At 28.7% G+C, this 17,952-nt stretch carries 15 protein-coding genes, 1 pseudogene and 2 other annotated features; of the genes and pseudogenes, 1 reads left to right on the forward strand and 15 read right to left on the reverse strand.

Features of this window, described 5'->3' with window-relative positions; all coding sequences use genetic code 11:
* From B3603_RS10615 to ytxC, 15 genes and pseudogenes are all read right to left on the reverse strand, one after another.
* The coding region (locus tag B3603_RS10615) for an endonuclease MutS2 (protein WP_291564412.1) at window positions 1-1,962 on the reverse strand (1,962 nt) is incomplete at its 3' end.
* 17 nt (window positions 1,963-1,979) lie between these two features.
* A complete protein-coding gene (locus B3603_RS10620; protein ID WP_291564414.1) occupies window positions 1,980-4,337 on the reverse strand; it encodes a DUF3656 domain-containing U32 family peptidase in 2,358 nt (785 codons plus the stop codon).
* A 213-nt stretch (window positions 4,338-4,550) separates the two neighbouring features.
* Window positions 4,551-5,546, reverse strand: a complete 996-nt coding sequence (locus tag B3603_RS10625) for a glycosyltransferase family 4 protein (RefSeq protein WP_291564416.1) — start codon at window positions 5,544-5,546, stop codon at window positions 4,551-4,553.
* Window positions 5,547-5,804: 258 nt separating this feature from the next.
* Window positions 5,805-6,278, reverse strand: a complete 474-nt coding sequence (locus B3603_RS10630) for an ASCH domain-containing protein (RefSeq protein ID WP_291564418.1) — start codon at window positions 6,276-6,278, stop codon at window positions 5,805-5,807.
* 81 nt (window positions 6,279-6,359) lie between these two features.
* Window positions 6,360-6,974, reverse strand: a complete 615-nt coding sequence (zapA, locus tag B3603_RS10635; protein WP_291564419.1) for a cell division protein ZapA — start codon at window positions 6,972-6,974, stop codon at window positions 6,360-6,362.
* 364 nt (window positions 6,975-7,338) lie between these two features.
* A complete protein-coding gene (gene pheT / locus B3603_RS10640) occupies window positions 7,339-9,723 on the reverse strand; it encodes a phenylalanine--tRNA ligase subunit beta (protein ID WP_291564421.1) in 2,385 nt (794 codons plus the stop codon).
* Window positions 9,724-9,747: 24 nt separating this feature from the next.
* Window positions 9,748-10,764 (reverse strand): phenylalanine--tRNA ligase subunit alpha, encoded by a 1,017-nt coding sequence (gene pheS, locus B3603_RS10645; protein ID WP_291564423.1) that lies wholly within the window; start codon window positions 10,762-10,764, stop codon window positions 9,748-9,750.
* A 173-nt stretch (window positions 10,765-10,937) separates the two neighbouring features.
* Window positions 10,938-11,173: a binding site (T-box leader), on the reverse strand.
* Between the two features lie 55 nt (window positions 11,174-11,228).
* Window positions 11,229-12,014 (reverse strand): TrmH family RNA methyltransferase, encoded by a 786-nt coding sequence (locus B3603_RS10650; RefSeq protein ID WP_291564425.1) that lies wholly within the window; start codon window positions 12,012-12,014, stop codon window positions 11,229-11,231.
* Between the two features lie 11 nt (window positions 12,015-12,025).
* Window positions 12,026-12,685 carry a potassium channel family protein gene (locus B3603_RS10655; RefSeq protein ID WP_039631145.1) on the reverse strand — a complete coding sequence of 220 codons (660 nt, stop codon included), beginning with the start codon at window positions 12,683-12,685 and terminating at the stop codon, window positions 12,026-12,028.
* 12 nt (window positions 12,686-12,697) lie between these two features.
* Window positions 12,698-14,053 (reverse strand): TrkH family potassium uptake protein, encoded by a 1,356-nt coding sequence (locus B3603_RS10660; RefSeq protein WP_291564440.1) that lies wholly within the window; start codon window positions 14,051-14,053, stop codon window positions 12,698-12,700.
* Window positions 14,054-14,218: 165 nt separating this feature from the next.
* Complete coding sequence (gene rplT, locus B3603_RS10665; RefSeq protein WP_291564429.1) at window positions 14,219-14,578, reverse strand: 50S ribosomal protein L20; 360 nt, start codon at window positions 14,576-14,578, stop codon at window positions 14,219-14,221.
* Window positions 14,579-14,605: 27 nt separating this feature from the next.
* Window positions 14,606-14,803, reverse strand: coding sequence for a 50S ribosomal protein L35 (gene rpmI / locus B3603_RS10670; RefSeq protein WP_291564431.1), 198 nt, complete (start codon window positions 14,801-14,803; stop codon window positions 14,606-14,608).
* A gap of 21 nt (window positions 14,804-14,824) precedes the next feature.
* Window positions 14,825-15,106 (reverse strand): annotated as a pseudogene (gene infC, locus B3603_RS10675) (translation initiation factor IF-3); the annotation flags it as partial.
* Window positions 15,107-15,115: 9 nt separating this feature from the next.
* Entirely contained in the window at window positions 15,116-15,643 is a 528-nt protein-coding gene (gene infC / locus B3603_RS10680) for a translation initiation factor IF-3 (RefSeq protein ID WP_291564433.1), read from the reverse strand.
* Window positions 15,644-15,658: 15 nt separating this feature from the next.
* Window positions 15,659-15,774, reverse strand: a sequence feature (ribosomal protein L20 leader region).
* Between the two features lie 69 nt (window positions 15,775-15,843).
* Entirely contained in the window at window positions 15,844-16,743 is a 900-nt protein-coding gene (gene ytxC, locus B3603_RS10685) for a putative sporulation protein YtxC (protein ID WP_291564435.1), read from the reverse strand.
* A 181-nt stretch (window positions 16,744-16,924) separates the two neighbouring features.
* Between ytxC and B3603_RS10690 the strand changes: the two genes are divergently transcribed.
* Window positions 16,925-17,632 (forward strand): DUF6873 family GME fold protein, encoded by a 708-nt coding sequence (locus B3603_RS10690; protein WP_291564437.1) that lies wholly within the window; start codon window positions 16,925-16,927, stop codon window positions 17,630-17,632.
* The last annotated feature ends 320 nt before the right edge of the window (window positions 17,633-17,952 follow it).

A 17,952-nucleotide genomic window follows, 5' to 3' on the forward strand; every position in this document is an offset into this window, starting at 1 on the left:
AACATTTTGATTTAATTTTGGAAGATAGACTTCATCACCTTCATTAATAGACTTAAGCTTTTCTCCTTTAGCTTCCTCTGTTTTTTGTGATGCAAATTCTACATTTTCAAGCTTGTTTTTAATCTTCTTTCTCTCTTCTTCAAGTTTTGTTCTTACTTCCGAACTATATCCCATTCTTTCAAGCTCTCTAATATTTTTAAGAATAGTATCAGATTCTTCTTTAGCTTCTCTTATAAGCTGTTTTGCTTCCCTTTGCGCCTCATAAAGCGTATTTTCTCTAGATTTCTCAAATTTATAAAGCTTTTCTGCATATCTTTCTTTAAGCTTTTCTGCATCTTTCTTTAACATTTCAGCAATTCTTGCATCATTTTCAGCTTTAATACTCTTTTGTTGTAAGCTTTGAATAAGCTCTTCAAATTCTAAGGTATCCTTGGAAATATTTTCTCTTGCACTGTCTATAATGTATTCTGGAAGCCCTAGTCTTCTTGAAATCTCAAAAGCATTAGATTTTCCTGGTATACCTATAAGTAATTTGTATGTTGGTCTTAAGGTTTCAACATTAAATTCTACGGAAGCATTTTCTACTCCTATGGATTTTAATGCATATCCCTTAAGCTCACTATAGTGAGTAGTAGCAACCACTCTACATCCTCTTTTTCTTAAATTTTCTAGTATTGAAACTGCAAGAGCTGCTCCTTCTGTAGGATCTGTACCTGAACCTAACTCATCAAATAGTACTAGAGAATTATCATCTGCATTTTCTATAATTCCAACAATATTGGTCATATGTGAAGAGAAAGTAGATAAGCTTTGTTCTATACTTTGCTCGTCTCCTATATCTGCATAAACCTTATGAAAAAAGCTTACTGCAGAATTTTGTCTTGCTGGAATTAAGATACCACTCATTGCCATCAATTGAATAAGTCCTACAGTTTTAAGAGTTACAGTTTTTCCTCCTGTATTAGGACCAGTAATTACAAGTGAAGTAAATTCTCTTCCCAAATATATATCACTAGGTACTACTACCTTAGGATCTATAAGTGGATGTCTAACTTCTATTAAATCTATAATTCCATCATTATTTACTTCCGGACAAATAGCATTAATTTCACTAGCATATTTAGCTTTTGCAAAAATAAAATCTAATTCCCATAATATATTTCCATTATTTTCAACAACTTCAACATTGTCCGTAACACTTTGAGATAATATCCTTAAGATTCTTTCTATCTCTGCTTTTTCTTTTAATGTAAGTTCTCTTATTTCATTATTTAAGTTAACTAAACCCATAGGTTCAATAAATAAAGTAGCACCACTTGAACTTTGATCATGTATAAGACCTGGCACTGCATCTCTATATTCAGTTCTTACAGGAAGAACATATCTATCTCCTCTTATAGTATATAAATGTTCTTGAAGATACTTAGAATTACTTCTAACTAATGAATTTACCTTATCCTTTACAGAAGAAGATTTTTCTCTTAGTTTTCTTCTTATATCATAAAGCTCCTGAGATGCTCTATCAGCTATCTCTTCCTCACTAATTATAGCTCTAAATATTTCATCTTCTACTTTTTTAAGAGGAACAATACCTATACATATATCTTCTAATACTCTATAGCTTTCTTCCTCTTCCTTATGAGCTATATAATCCTTAAATAATCTTGCACATTTAAGCATAGATGCAATTCTAATAAGCTGTTCTGGTAAAAGCACTGACCCTTTTTCTGCTCTTTTTATAGCTTCTCTAACATCGTATATTCCTTCAAAAGGAGGGTTGCCTTTTTTTGTTAATAATTGAAAAGCCTCCTTACTTTCTTGTAAATGCTCTTTTACCTCATATATATTATCATAAGGTTCTAATTCATCTATAATATCTTTTGCTGCGGATGTTCTTGTATATTTTTTAAGATTTTCTTTTATTTTTCGGTATTCTAACACTCTTAAAGTTTTATCCTGCATTGTACCACCAACTTTCTCTATTCTACTCCTCTTTTATAATGCCCTCTTGTAAAATTTGTGTAATCTCCTAAAAACTCTTCCTTTTTAATTATATCTAAAATTTCCTTTGTTTTATTATAATCCTCATCTATAAAATCTACTCTGAAGCTTTGTATATTGTTCTTTTTTAGTTCCTTCATATTAGGAATTAAGTTAACAGGAACATTATTAAATATATGACTCCTACAGTATTTATCTGTTAACACTTTAAAGTCCTCACCTTTTCTATCCCTTAAAATATAGTTACCTTTAGCGCAATTGACAGCACAATTAGAGCATAGTGACTTTCCTCCAAATGTACTTCCTATTACACAATATTCACTAACCATAAGCTCATATTTACCATAAACTATTATTTGAGATGCAATACTAGTATTTTTCACAACTGAATTTATTTCTTTATTATTAAGTTCTACACTTATTGAAGCTCCATCTAAATATTGATTATAAAATTCTCCACTATAGCTATTAAATATATTCAGTTTATAATCTCCAATTAAAGATGTTTTATCTTTAAACCTACTTATAATACCTAAGTTAGCTGTTACTATACCTTTAACATCCTTTAAATTTTTATCTATAAATTCACAAATACCTTCAAATTCTTCTTTAATTATATTCGGAGTTTTTATATATAAATTAAACTTTCCATAGTTTTTAACTTCCTCAATTTTAAGCTGATTACCTTTAAAGAAAAAGTCCACTGCAATATTTTCTATTCCACTATCTAAAGCTGCCTTTAATTGTTGCAAGTTGCTAACTACAATTAAAAGTTCAGGAACTTTACCTTTTTGTGGCTGTTTTTCTATATTATTAACAGTTAACTTCAATTTATCTTTTCTTCTGTAGCCTTCCTTTATAAAGCTTAATATTTTTTCAGTTAAATCTCTTCTTACAGAATTAATTGAAGACACTGGTATAAATCCTTCCTCAAAGACTTTAAATTCAATATTATTAAATTCAAATGGAGTATCTCCTAACTTTTGAAGATTTTTAATTATACTCACCTTATCTAATGGCCTTTTTATTGCTTTTTGAACTAAATCTCCTTTTACAATAAAATTATTTCCTTCAAAATTCGTGATAATCTTTATTGGTTTATCTACTATAAACTCCACTTTTACATCTATTAAAAGTTTCTTACCATATACATTTTCATAAATCTTTGAAAGTTCTTTTGAAAGTTCTATATCAGAAGTTTTATATAACATATCTCCTTCTTTATATCTAGTAGGCTTTAATATTACTTTTTCTCCTTTTACAGCATATTGTACTTCATTCTTACCTATCTTTATACCGGATACGGTAAATCCACCTTCTCCTATTCTAACTCCATCTTTAAGATGAATATCCTCTTCTAACTTAATGGTCAAATCCTTTTCTACTTTTCCAATATACACACCAGTATTCTTAGGAAAATTATATGCCATCATATCTTTTCCTACATTTCCAAACATATATGCTTTAGAAAACCCTTCTCTATTGAAAAGTTGAGCCAAATTATTATATTCACCTTTAATATCTACAAAATCATTATTTTCGTAAAAAGCATTAATAGCTTTTTTATAACTTGAAACCACTCCTGCAACATATTCGGTTCTTTTCATTCTCCCTTCAATTTTTAGAGAAGAAGTTCCGCTTTCTATAATTTTTTTGATATCTTCAAAAGTGCAGATATCTTTAGGACTTAGTAAGTATCCTTCTCTTGTTTCATTTGAAATTTTATTAATTAGTGTATAGGGTAATCTACAAGGCTGTGCACAACGTCCTCTATTTCCACTTCTTCCACCTATAATACTACTCATAAGACATTGCCCTGAATAACTAACACATAACGCACCGTGAACAAATATTTCTGTCTCTATATCTAATTCTTTAGATATATATTCAATCTCCTTTAATGAAAGCTCTCTCGAAAGTACTATCCTTTTAAAGCCTAATTGTTTCAAAAATGAGGCAGCTTCCCCATTATGAACTGTCATTTGTGTTGAAGCATGAACTTCAAAATTTGGTAATAGCTTCTTTATAGCATAAAACAGACCTAAATCTTGAACTAATATTGCATCTACTCCAACCTCGTATAAAAATCTAACATATTCTATAGCTTCTTCAAATTCGGATTCTTTAATTAAAGTATTTACAGCTATATAAACCTTAACATTATATATATGACAGTAATCTACTGCTTCTTTTAATTTCTCATCATCAAAATTATTAGCATAAGCTCTTGCTGAAAACTTACTTCCGCCCATATATATTGCATCGCACCCTGAAAGCACTGCTGCATGTAAACTTTCCACGCTTCCACCTGGTGCTAATAGTTCTATTTTCCTCATGTTCATCTCTCCTATTACTGAGCTTATAATTACGAATATAATTATACCAATAGTAAGTATATAAGACAAAGTTTTTATTCCATTATATAGTTTTTATTTATAAAAATAAAAACCTATTTATATTATCTATTTATTTATAAATATAGTTTAAACCATATTAAACAGTAAAAATGCAAATTCCTACAAATAAAAATAAGTGGACTAAAAAGTCCACTAACTATTTATTAATTTCAAATATTCTTCATATATTTGTTTAGCAGTATTTTCCCAAGTATATCTTTTACATACATATTCCTTTAAGTCATTATTTTTTCTATTATTATATCCCTTAATTATGGCTTCTTTTATAGAATTTTCATCATAAGGATTACAGTATATAGCTAAATCTTTAAAATATTCTCTTGAAGCTCCTTCTTCTGTTACTACGATATTGCATCCACTTGCCGCTGCTTCTAAAGAAGAAAGACTTGTTAGCTCCATAAAACTAGGTAATGCATGAACTTTAGCAAATTTATAAGCATTATATACATTATAGTTATCCATAAAACCTAAGTATTGTACATTTTTATAAGCTAAACATTTTTTAAAATAGTTTTTATTCGAAACTCCTCCTACTAAAACTAAAGGTAAATTTAACTCATTACAAACCTTTGAAAGTATTAGTTGGTTTTTTGCCTCATATATTCTTCCTACAGATAGCACATAATTATTTACGTCATGTCGTTCTGTAAAATTATAAAGTGGTACGTCTTCATATTCTAACATATTCACTCCATTATAAATTACCTTACAAGGAGTATCAAACTTAAAATCTCTTTTTAAATTTTCTAATTCCCACTTACTATTACAAAAAATCATATGACTTTTTCTTAAAAGTTCTCTTCTATATATATTACAACTATTCCACAATTTTAGTTTTTCAGTTTCTCCTATATGGTTATAATAATTACTCATATTAAAATAAAGAGGAGTAATCACAATTTTACTTTTTCCTTTTAGGCTTTGTCTATAATACCTATATATCTCTCCTGGAACATTGATATTAAATAAGTGAATAATATCATAATCATTATATTCATATAACTCTCCTCTATCTATATCAACATTAACTCCTAACTGCTTTAAATTTTTGTAAATTTTTTTTACAATGATGGAGTCACCAGCAGAACTTTTTAAATAATCCTGTCTTGCACACAACAAAACCTTCATTGATAATCCTCCTATGTTTGCTACTTAAAATATAACTATGCAATCATAGTAGTTTTTATCACTAATTATTTAAATAAAATAGTTTATCTTAATAAGACAAATAGCTCTATTATTAATTTTAGAAACTATTTTATCAAAATTATTTAACAACTTTCTAAATATAAAAAGTTGTTAAATAAAAAACTCATAATTATTTGATTAATTATGAGTTTTATGCTACAAAGAAAATTCTTTATTCATATTTATATTTTAAAATTTTTATTTATATACTACTTCAAACTCTTCACATACTATTTCCATATCTTCATTAAATTCTTTTCCTATTTCTTTTAATTCATCTTCAAAATATATTCGATGAACATTTCTCCAATAGTCTAGAGATTTATCGCCTTCACCTTCTATTGAAGCAAACTTCTCTGTTACATCTTTAAAAAGGATAATTTCTATTTTAGTGGTTTTAATAATACACTTAGCAATATCTTGCCAATTAGTAATTATGCTATACTCATCAACTTTTGGCAGTTCTTCTCCTTCTTCTTTATACCAATAGTATAAAGAAGCTGTTCCTCTTTTTGTTCCTTCCAAAACAAGTTCCGCTAACTCATTGGCAGATTTCTCATCATTACAAAAATGCCAAGCAGTATAATTTTTTTTCGTAGTTTTTTCATTCTCACCTAAAATTTCTAAATAGCTTAACCACATTTCTTCTACTGAAATATCATACTTGCACATAACCTTTTCTCCTTTATTTATAATAATTTAACCTCCATACTTTTAGCAACTGGAGGTTAAATGTTTCATTCTTATCAAAAGCTATTCTTTAATTTTTAATAATGAGTTCTTTTTTAATTTTTCTCTTATTAATTCTTCATTTTTATTATCTAATTCTTTTGCTAATTCTTTAATATTTCTAGTTTTATCGCAAATATCCGATCTTAGTTCTCTATTTCTAGCTGCCAGCTTTTTATTTAACATAGTAAGCTTTTCATTTTCACTTTTTATTTCTTTTGAAACCTCTGTCATAACCTCCATCTCTGAATCAATTTTTTGCATTTCTTCTTTTAATCTAAGATCTTGGTTACCAGACAAACTTTCAACTTGCTCTTGAAGCTCCTTGTTAATATTCTCTAAAGATTCAACCTGTTTTTTCATTTGCTCTAATTCTGAAATTAAAAACTTATTGTCATTACTCGCTTTTGTGAAGTTTTCAGATAACCTTTCGTAGCTTTCTTTATTCTTTAAAAGTTCATCTCCCATATTTAAAGCAGCTAATATAGTGGCATCCCCTGAGCCTAACTTAGAATTATTTTCCATTAAGGTGCGAATACGTTTGTCCACAAATTTGGCTACCATATGTAAATACTCGTCATTTTCTTCACCTTTTAAATTATATTCCATACCATTTATTTTAACTGTTATAATGTTCACTAAAACACCCTCTTAAAGATTATAGTTGTTCTTATTTTATCATAAAACCTTTATGAAATAAACCAAAATAATAAAATACTGCTATAATTCCCACTGTTTTCTTGATTATTCTCTAGTTTAACCTACTTTCCTCGAAGTCAATAAATATTAACCTTTAATATTTATGTAAAAAACTTTTATAAGCTATATAAAGTATACTTTAAAATTTTACATAAATCTTACATAATGAAATAATTATATATACTTCTTTATTCATATAAAAGTTCATAATTAATTTTTTACATAAAAAAGAAAAGTGACTAAATCACTTTTCTTAAAAATTATCCAATTAAATAATCAATGGTCATTTTTTATTATCAATTAATTAAATTTGTCTTAACTCTGCACCTAGCTTGTGCTCTAGTGCTCTTAAAATCTTATCATGAACTTTGTTAACTTCATTATCCGTTAAAGTCTTTTCTTTATTTCTATATACTATTGAATAAGCAATGCTCTTCTTACCTTCTGGTATTTGTTTACCTTTATATACATCAAATAATTTAATACTTTCTAATATGCTTCCGCCTTGCTTTTTAATAGTCTCCTCTATTTCTTGAACCAATATTCCATCTTCGACTAAAAGTGCTATATCCCTAGTTACTGCTGGGAATTTTGGTAATGGAACATACTTCTTATCAACTTTAGCATGTTTTAATAATAAATCTAAATTTAACTCAGATATATAGCATCTTATATCCATATCATAATTGTTTGCTACATCAGGATGAATTTCACCTATAACACCTATATATTCTTTTCCTATATATAGTGCAGCAGTTTTTCCTGGATGAAAGCTTGGATTCTCTGATTCTCTCTTAAAGCTTACACTTCCGATTCCTAGTTCTTCAATTACATTTTCAACTACTCCCTTAATATCTAAATAGTCCATATTTCCATACATTGAAATTGTAATTATATTTCTTTCTTCTGGAAGCTTATTTTCATCTTCATTAGGTATATATATCTTTCCTATTTCAAACAATCTTGCTTCTTCATTACTTTTACTATAATTTCTTGATAATGCCTCCATAGCAGATGCTAATGTAGTAGTTCTCATTATACTAAAATCTTCACCTAGAGGATTTTTAATTGAAATAGACTTTCTTAAGTTACTATCTTCAGAAACTAATAATTTGTCAAAAATTTTTGGGCTTACAAAAGAATAGCTTATAGATTGATTTAATCCACTATTTATTAATGAATCTACAACCTTTTCTTCAAGTTTTTGTTTTTCACTTTTTCCACTTTTTGTAGCTTCACACAATGCTATTGTAGAAGGTACATTATTATACCCGTAAATTCTTACTATTTCTTCTGCAATATCTTCTTTAATATTAATATCACTTCTAAAAGTAGGAGATTTTACAACTAATATATCTTCCTTAATTTCTGTAGCTAATCCTAATCTATCTAAATACTTCTTCATGTCTTCTTTGGATATATCAATACCCAAAAATTTATTAATCCAATTTGAATCTACTTCTAAATAATGCGGAGTTTTAGGCTCTGGATAAACATCTATTACTCCTTCCATTACTTCTCCTGCATTTAATTCATTTACTAATGAAGCAACCCTAGCTACTGCTATTTCACATAAATTAGGATCTAGATTTTTCTCAAACTTAGTTGAAGCTTCTGTTCGTAAATTTAACTTCTTAGATGATTTTCTTACATTGATGCCATCAAAGTTTGCACATTCTAGAATAACCATTTCAGTGTCTTCTTTTATCTCTGAGTTCAATCCTCCCATTATTCCTGCAAGTCCAACAGTTCTTTCTCCATCTTTAATACATAATATATCACTATCTAAAGTTCTTTCTATTTCATCTAAAGTAGTAAATTTTTCACCATCTTTAGCTCTTTCAACTACTATAGTTTTGCTTGCTATTTCTCTTGCATCATAAGCATGTAGTGGTTGACCAAGCTCTAACATAACAAAATTTGTTATATCAACAATGTTATTTATTGGTCTAACTCCTGCCTCTAATAGTCTTTCTTGCATCCATTGTGGTGATGGCTCTATTTTTACATTTTTAATTCCTTTTAGCATAAACCTTCTGCAAAGGTCATCTTTTACTTCTACATTATAATCATCTTTAACATTTTCACTACAAGTAGAAGTATATTCTAAATTAGGCATTTTATAAGTAGTTCCTAATGTTGCTGCTGTTTCTCTTGCTATTCCTATAACACTTAAACAATCTGCCCTATTTGATGTAATTTCAAATTCTATTACTGCACTTCCTATATTAACTACTTCTTTTATATCTGCTCCTATTGGAGTATCTTCTGGTAGTATCATAAGACCATGAACTGGTTTATCTCCTGCTATTCCAAGTTCCTCTTCTGAACAGAACATCCCATTAGATACTACGCCTCTTAATTTACCCTTTTTAATTTTAAGTCCACCATGTAATGTTGACCCATGTAATGCTACAGGAATTATATCTTGTTCCTTCATATTTGTAGCTGCAGTTACTATTTGAATTGGTTCTTCAGCCTTTATATCAACTTGACAAACCACAAGTTTTTCTGCATCTGGATGTCTATCTATTTTTATTATTTTTCCTGTTACTACTTTTGAAATCTCTTCTCCTGAAACAACTAGCTCTTCTACCTTAGAACCAGATAGCGTTAGTCTATCTGACAACTCCTTAGGGGAAATATTTATATCAACATAATCTTTAAGCCATTTAACTGGAACTTTCATTGGTAATCCTCCTTTAACATTTTATTAAAATTGATTTAAAAATCTCATATCACTTTCGTATAATAATCTAATATCATCAATTCCATATTTTTGCATAACCATTCTATCAAGACCAAATCCAAAAGCAAATCCACTATAAACTTCTGGATCAATTCCACAATTTCTTAGAACTTGTGGATGCACCATACCACATCCTAGTATCTCTATCCATCCACTTCCTTTACAAACTCTACATCCTTCGCCATTACAAACAAAGCAAGTAGCATCCATCTCTGCTGAAGGTTCAGTAAACGGGAAATGATGTGGTCTAAACTTAGTTTCAACATTTCCAAACATCTTCTTAGTAAATAGCTCTAAAGTTCCTTTTAAATCTGCAAAAGTTACTCCTTTATCTATAACCAATCCTTCTATTTGATAGAATATTGGTGAATGAGTAGCATCAGCTGCATCTGAACGATAAACCTTTCCTGGAGCTATCATTTTTATTGGTGGTTTTTGATTCTCCATTGTTCTAATTTGTATTGGGGAGGTTTGAGTTCTTAAAACTACATTATCATTTATATAGAAAGTATCTTGTTCTCCTCTAGCTGGATGGTCTTTAGGTATATTTAATGCTTCAAAGTTGTAATAATCCTTTTCTACCTCTGGTCCTTCTTCTATAGAAAATCCCATTGATAGAAATATTTCATTGATTTTTTCTAAAGTTAAATCAAGAGGATGTCTATTGCCTATAGTTTGTTTTTTTCCTGGCATAGAAATATCAATTATTTCACTTTGTAGTCTTTTTTCTTTTTCTTTATTTTTGATTTCTTCAGTTGCCTTAGCAATAGCATTTTCTAATGTTTCTCTTACGTCGTTAGCAACCTTACCTACAAGTGGTCTTTCTTCTGGTGATAAGCCTCCCATTCCTCTTAATATTTGAGTAAGCTCTCCTTTTTTACCTAAATATTTCACTCTAATATTTTCAAGTTGAACCTTCTCAGCGGCAGTTTTCAATTCATCTAGAGCAGACAGCTTAATATCTTCTAATTTTTCTCTCATTTTAAAATCTCCTTTCATATTTTTCTTATAATTAATAATTATTACCTTTTATTAATTCTCAAATAACAATGATTAATTAAAATTCTTAGACAACATTAATTTCATTGAATAATCTATATCTTTTAACATAAATTACTCTAATATATATTTGAAAAAAAAAAAACCGCCCCTAAAAAAGGGACGGAATATCCGCGGTACCACCCTAATTGGACTATAAAATAGACCCTCTTAGTAAATTTATCGATTTTAATCGCTAATCATTACTTATAATGTTTTAATAAAAACCTATTTTCACAATTAGAACTCAAGAGTGAACTTCAGCATAAATTTATCATATAAAGGCTTTCAATCTATGACCTTTACTCCCTGTATGTAACCTTATACCTACTCTCTCCTTCACAGTTTAAGATATTTAATTTTTAATTTAAAACCTATTATACCTATGTTTGTATAAAATTTCAATACTATTTAATAACATTTTTTTGTCTTACAGTCTCATACATCATAATAGATACAGCAACTGATGCATTTAATGACTCTGCACCGCCAGGCATAGGAATTTTAACTTTTTCATCAGAAAGCTCATATATTTCTTTACTAATTCCCTTTCCTTCATTTCCCACAGAAATAATGCATTTACCGCTTAAATCTATATCATAAAAGTTGTTATTTGTATCAAGAGAACTTGTAATAAGCTTATAACCTTTATTTTTTAACTCCCTAACAAGGCTTAAATCCTTGTCTTCTATAATAGGAATATTAAATATAGATCCCATAGTTGAGCGCAAGGTTTTTTCATTATATACATCTACTGTACCTTTAGTTAATATAATTCCTAGTCCATCTGCTGCATGAGCAGTTCTTATAATTGTACCTAAATTTCCTGGATCCTGCACCTTATCTACTAATACATAAAATCCCTCACAGTATTTTAAATTAAGGACTTTATTCTCCACTACCGCAATTGCTCCCTGTGGTGTTTCAGTGCTAGTTAAGGTCTTAAAAACTATATCACTTACAATATAAATCTCAGCATTACATTCATGTACGCTTATATATTTTTCACAGTATTCTTTATCTGCATTTTCATTTATAAAAATATATTTTACATTAAAGGATGACTTTAATGCTTCCTCAATAAATCTAAAGCCTTCAACTAAAAAAGCCTTATTTTCTAATCTATGTTTCTTTTCTTTTAATTTCTTTATTTGCTTTATTAGTGAATTCTCTTTGCTACTAATATATTGCAAATTATCTTCTCCTATCTTACTAACTTTTCTATATTATTTAGCTCTTGATTACCACCAATAGCTACAATTATATCATTAGCCTCAATAATTTCATCAGCAGAAGGAGAAACGTCTATTTCATTATTTCTCTTTATTGCCATAACATTTATTCCATATTCTGCTCTTAAATTAAGATCTTTTAAGCTTTTTTCATGCCATTCTTGTGGACTTACAATCTCAGCAATGCTAAAGTCTGGTGATAGTTCAATATAATCTAATATATTTGAAGAGCATAAATTGTGTGCAACTCTTACTCCCATATCTCTTTCTGGAAATATAACTCTGTTTGCTCCAATTTTATATAGTACTTTAGCATGAAGTGCATTATTAGCTTTTGTAATGATATGCTTAACGCCTAGTTCTTTAACAAGTAGCGTAGATAATATACTGGCTTGAATATCTGAACCTATACTTATAATAGCAACATCAAAGTTTCCAACTCCTAATGCTCTTAAGCTTTGCTCGTCATTTGCATCAACTTGAACTGCATGAGTTACCTTTTCTGATATATTTTGTATAACTTCCTCATCAACATCAACTGCCAATACATCATTTCCTAATGAGTATAATGTTTCTGCTACAGATGTTCCAAATCTTCCTAATCCAATTACAATAAATTGCTTTTTAATCATAATTTCCACCTTCTACCCAACTAATATTTTATCTTCCGGATACTTTATAGCTAAAGCTTTCTTACGTCTATTAATTGAAATTGCTAAAACTAATGTTAATGGTCCTAATCTACCAGCATACATAGTTAAGGCCACAATTATCTTTCCTATAGCACTTAACTTTTGAGTTAATCCTAATGTGGATCCAACTGTTCCAAAAGCTGAAGTTGCTTCAAATATATAATATTCAAAAGGTACGCCAGTTTGATGCTCCGTAATAGAAAGAAGTATTGTTACCGTTATAACTAAACCTAAGGCTATAATCATAACTGAAAACGCCTTATAAACCGTATCCTTACTTACTTTCTTTTTAAATATCTCTGTGTCTTCTCGACCTTTAATAACTGATTTAACTGTCATATATAATATACCAGCAGTCGTTGTTTTTAGTCCACCTGCTGTTGACCCTGGTGACCCTCCAATAAACATCAATATAATACTTAAGAAAATGGATGGTATAGTCATATCTGCTAAAGATATAGAGTTAAATCCTGCTGTTCTAGGACTAACTGATGCAAAAATTGATGCTAATATTCTATCCTTAAAGCTCATTCCTTTCATTGTAGCTTCATTTGAAAATTCAAATAAGAAAAATAAAATTGCACCACCTATTATCAATGCAATAGTCATAGATATTACTAATTTTGAATGAAGTGATAACTTTTTGATATTCTTGTAATTATATATCTCATTCCAAACATAAAATCCTAATCCACCTGTAACTATAAGAGCAGATATAGTAGAAATTATAACTACATTTCCATTATAATTAATTAAACTATTAAAATTACCCATTAAATCAAAACCTGCATTACAAAAGGCTGAAACAGAATGGAATATACTATAGAAAATCCCTTTTAAAAATCCAAATTCAGGAATAAATTGAGTGCTTAATAAAAGTGCTCCTAATCCTTCTATAGAAAAAGTAAATATTAATATGTATTTTGCTAATTTAACTATACCTTGAAGAGAAGTCGAATTCATAGCTTCTTGCATTACTAATCTCTCTTTTAGGGTAATTCTTTTACCTATAATTAATGATAACATAGTAGCAAAAGACATAAATCCTAAGCCTCCGATTTGAATAAGCATCATAATTACTGTTTTACCAAAATAACTCCAATGGGTTCCTGTATCCACTGTGATAAGTCCTGTTACGCATACTGCTGAAGTAGACGTAAATATGCAGTCTAAAAAAGGCGTATATACTCTAGCATTTGTTGATATAGGCAGCGCTAATAACATTGCACCTAAAAATATAATAACTGCATATCCAATGGCCAATACCTGCATAGGAGTAAATTGTCTCTTTTTTAAAACATCTTTCATTTTTAATTCCACTAAAAACACCTCAATTCTCTCTGAATTTAAACTATAGTCATTTTCATTATATACTTTTTTTTTAGTATATTATAGTATTTCCATATTAATATTTAAAATTAGTTTATAATACAAAAATGTAGCCTATGGCTACATTTTAAAGTTAATATTTAATTAAGCTTCTAGTTGTTTTTTAGCAACTTCAACTAATTCTGCAAAAGCTTTTGGATCATTAATAGCTATTTCAGAAAGCATTTTTCTGTTGATGTCTACTCCTGCAAGTTTCATTCCATTCATGAATCTTGAGTAAGAAAGTCCATTCATTCTTGTAGCCGCATTTATTCTTGCGATCCAAAGTTTTCTAAAATCTCTTTTCTTTAATTTTCTTCCTACATATGCATTTCTTAATGCTCTTATAACTGACTCATTTGCAGTTTTAAATAACTTGCTTTTTCCACCATAGTATCCTTTTGCAAGTTTTAATACTTTTTTATGTTTTTTACGAGCGTTAACAGCTCCCTTTACTCTTGCCATTTAAAATACCTCCTAGTTCACCTTCGATTATAAGTATGGTAATAATTTTTTCATTGCTTTTTCTTGTGAAGTTGAAACATATCCAGTTTTTCTAAGATTTCTCTTAGTTTTTGCGCTTTTCTTAGTTAATATATGGCTTCTGAAAGCTTTCGCTCTTTTTAACTTACCTGTTCCTGTCTTCTTGAATCTTTTTGCTGCACCTCTATGAGTTTTCATTTTTGGCATTATAAGATCCTCCCTCCAGAATTACGCTTTTTTAGGTGCCAAAACCATAGCCATGTTTCTTCCTTCTAGTTTGGCAGGCTTCTCCACTACGCATATATCTTCCATTTTTTCCAAAAAACTTTTTAATATCTTATTTCCTACATGAGCATAATCAGCTTCTCTGCCTCTAAATCTTACGGTTACTTTTACCTTATCCCCATCCATTAAGAAACCTCTAGCTCTTTTAGCCTTTATAGAAATATCATGTTCTTCTATAGTAGGGCTAAATCTTATCTCTTTAACATTAACAATCTTTTGCTTTTTCCTANNTGTTTATGCTCTTTTAGGAGCTAATATCAGTATCATATTTCTCCCCTCTTGTTTAGCAGGCTTCTCAATTACATACACATCTCCAAGCTTTTCTACAAAAGAGTTCAATATTTGATGTCCTACATGTGAGTTTTGAACTTCTCTTCCTCTAAATCTCACAGTAACTTTAACTTTGTCTTCGTCTAATAAGAATTTTCTAGCATGGTTTGCTTTGATTTCAATATCATGGTCTTCAATAGTGGCATTCATTCTAACTTCTTTTATGTTTATGATTTTTTGCTTTTTCTTAGCTTCTTTATCCTTTTTCTGTTGCTCATAAACATACTTACCAAAGTCCATAATCTTGCATACTGGTGGATTTGCATTTGGAGAAATAACTACTAAATCAAGTTCCTTCTCTTCTGCAATTTTTAGGGCTTCCTTAGTTGCTAAGACCCCTAATTGCTCACCATCATTGCTAACAACTCTTACTTCCTTTTCCCTTATATCTTCATTCATTATAAAGTCTTTGTTTTTACTAATAGTTTTCACCTCCAGGTGTTATAAAATTATATAAATAAGAGGGCGACAAATGCCGCCCTCTGTAATACACAAATTCACTTTACAGTTTAACCTTACTAGCTTAACTGTAAGGTGAGAAACGGCTGTTTCTTCTTTAATTAATAACATTATTCATTTATTCAACAAGTAGTATTATAATATATGTTTTTCTAGTTGTCAACAATTTTAAGCTATATCTTTATATTATTTTTAAGTTGTGTGCATTTTGCACAATCATCGCAGAATTCTACTCTTTCAACAAATACATTTTTAATAGTTTCTATTAATTCTTTATTTCTGGAATTTTCCACACAATGTATGACTATTTTTTTAGGAGCAGAAGTAATTAAGCCACTTATTATTAAATCCTCTGAACTTACTTTTGAATTTATTCTGCTATCATAAAGTTCATTTATTAAGTTATTTAAGATATCATTTCCAAGTTCATCTTTCACTAGATAATCTCCATCTTTATCTATCATAATATTAACTTCATTTATCTTACTTTCCTGAACATCAACAAAATATTTCAATAGCTTAATGAATTCATTATATTCTTTTTCTATCATAAACTTTTCAACTATCTTATCTATTATACTTTCTAAATCATGTGCTATTTCTTTCATTCTAAAAGTTAAAAAGCCTTTAATATTCACCTCATTGTTATCCTCTAAACAAAGAACAATTTTATCTATGATTTCATTCTTTCTATTCATATAATATATCATATTATCATCTATTCTGCTGCTTTCATTTTCAAATACATCAATTATCATATTTTTTACTTCCTTTATATCCTCACCTCTTAAAAAGTAAAAATTCTCTGATAAATATTTTGAAATATTTTTCTTACAAAACTCCTTTATAACAACTTTAAAAAGTACAGTACCTATATATAAGTTAAACATTCTATGAAACTTCTCATCAAAATTCTCATCATCACAATAAACTTTAACAATATGAAGATTGTTTTCTAAGCTTTCTGAAATACCTACCGTTACATTCTTTAATTTAAAATAATTTCTGGCATTTCTTATCTCATCTATTATATACTCTTTGCTATCATCCTGTATTAATGTTAATAATAACATATAGCTCACTCCTTTATAACATGGCTTAATTACCACAACTCAAAAGCTATAACTTGTAAATTAATTTTTAAAATGCTAATATAATTTTAAAAATTATTTGTCTATCTTATTATGCGTTTTCTTACAATGGATATGCATTAATAATTTAAACATTTATCGACATTCGAATTGAGGTGATAAAATGAAACTTGCTATAGTAGACTTTAGGATTTCTAATAGTGAAATAAAAGCCTTACAGACTTTAGGTTGTAAAGTTTTAAAATGTCCTCCTAGCACTAAACTATATGATGCTGTATGTGGTCATCCAGATATGCTAATTCATACTATTTCAAAAAGCATGTTAATGACACACCTTAGCATGGACAAAACTTTCATCAATTTATTACAAAATGATTTTAATTTTGATGTTATATTTTCTAAAAGTGAGCTAAATGAAAAATACCCCTATGATATTACTTTAAATGCAGTAAATCTAAAGAAGTATTTTATACATAATATTAAATATACTGATGAATTTTTATTGAAATACATGACAAATAAAACTCTTATTAATGTTAAACAAGGTTACACTAAATGCTCTACTGCAATAGTTAATAATAATGCAATTATTACTAGTGATAGGTCAATTGTAAGAGCTTTAAAAGAAACAGATGTAGATATATTGTTACTTCCTCCTGGGGATATTGAACTCCCTGGACTGAATTACGGTTTTATAGGTGGTAGTTGTGGTCTATTAGATGAAAAGCACTTGGTTTTTTATGGAAATCTTAAAAATTATAAATATGGCAGTGAAGTATTGGCATTTTTAGATAAGCACAATATAACCCCTATTTATCTTAGTGATAATAACTTAATTGATAGAGGTAGTATTTTCTTTTTAGATATCTAAATTTATTTGTATGTTTTTCTTTTAAAAAGGATTTTACATATAAATATAAAATGAAATATTAAAAGCATATAAAGTTGATAGGAAATATGTACATATTTCCTAAACTTATGGGATTATTATTTATATTAGAAAATATTTATTTTATATATAGTTAAAAAGAGAGATAAAATACACTCTTAACATTAAGGGTAATCAATTTATTTTTATATCAAGCCAAAAAAAGCATTGCTATTTAGCAATGCTTTTTTTTGGAGGCGCCACCCAGATTTGAACTGGGGATAAAGGCTTTGCAGGCCTCTGCCTTACCACTTGGCTATAGC

Origin of the sequence: Clostridium sp. UBA2485 (assembly GCF_002341865.1) — a bacterium.
In the GTDB taxonomy this organism is placed as follows: domain Bacteria; phylum Bacillota; class Clostridia; order Clostridiales; family Clostridiaceae; genus Clostridium_J.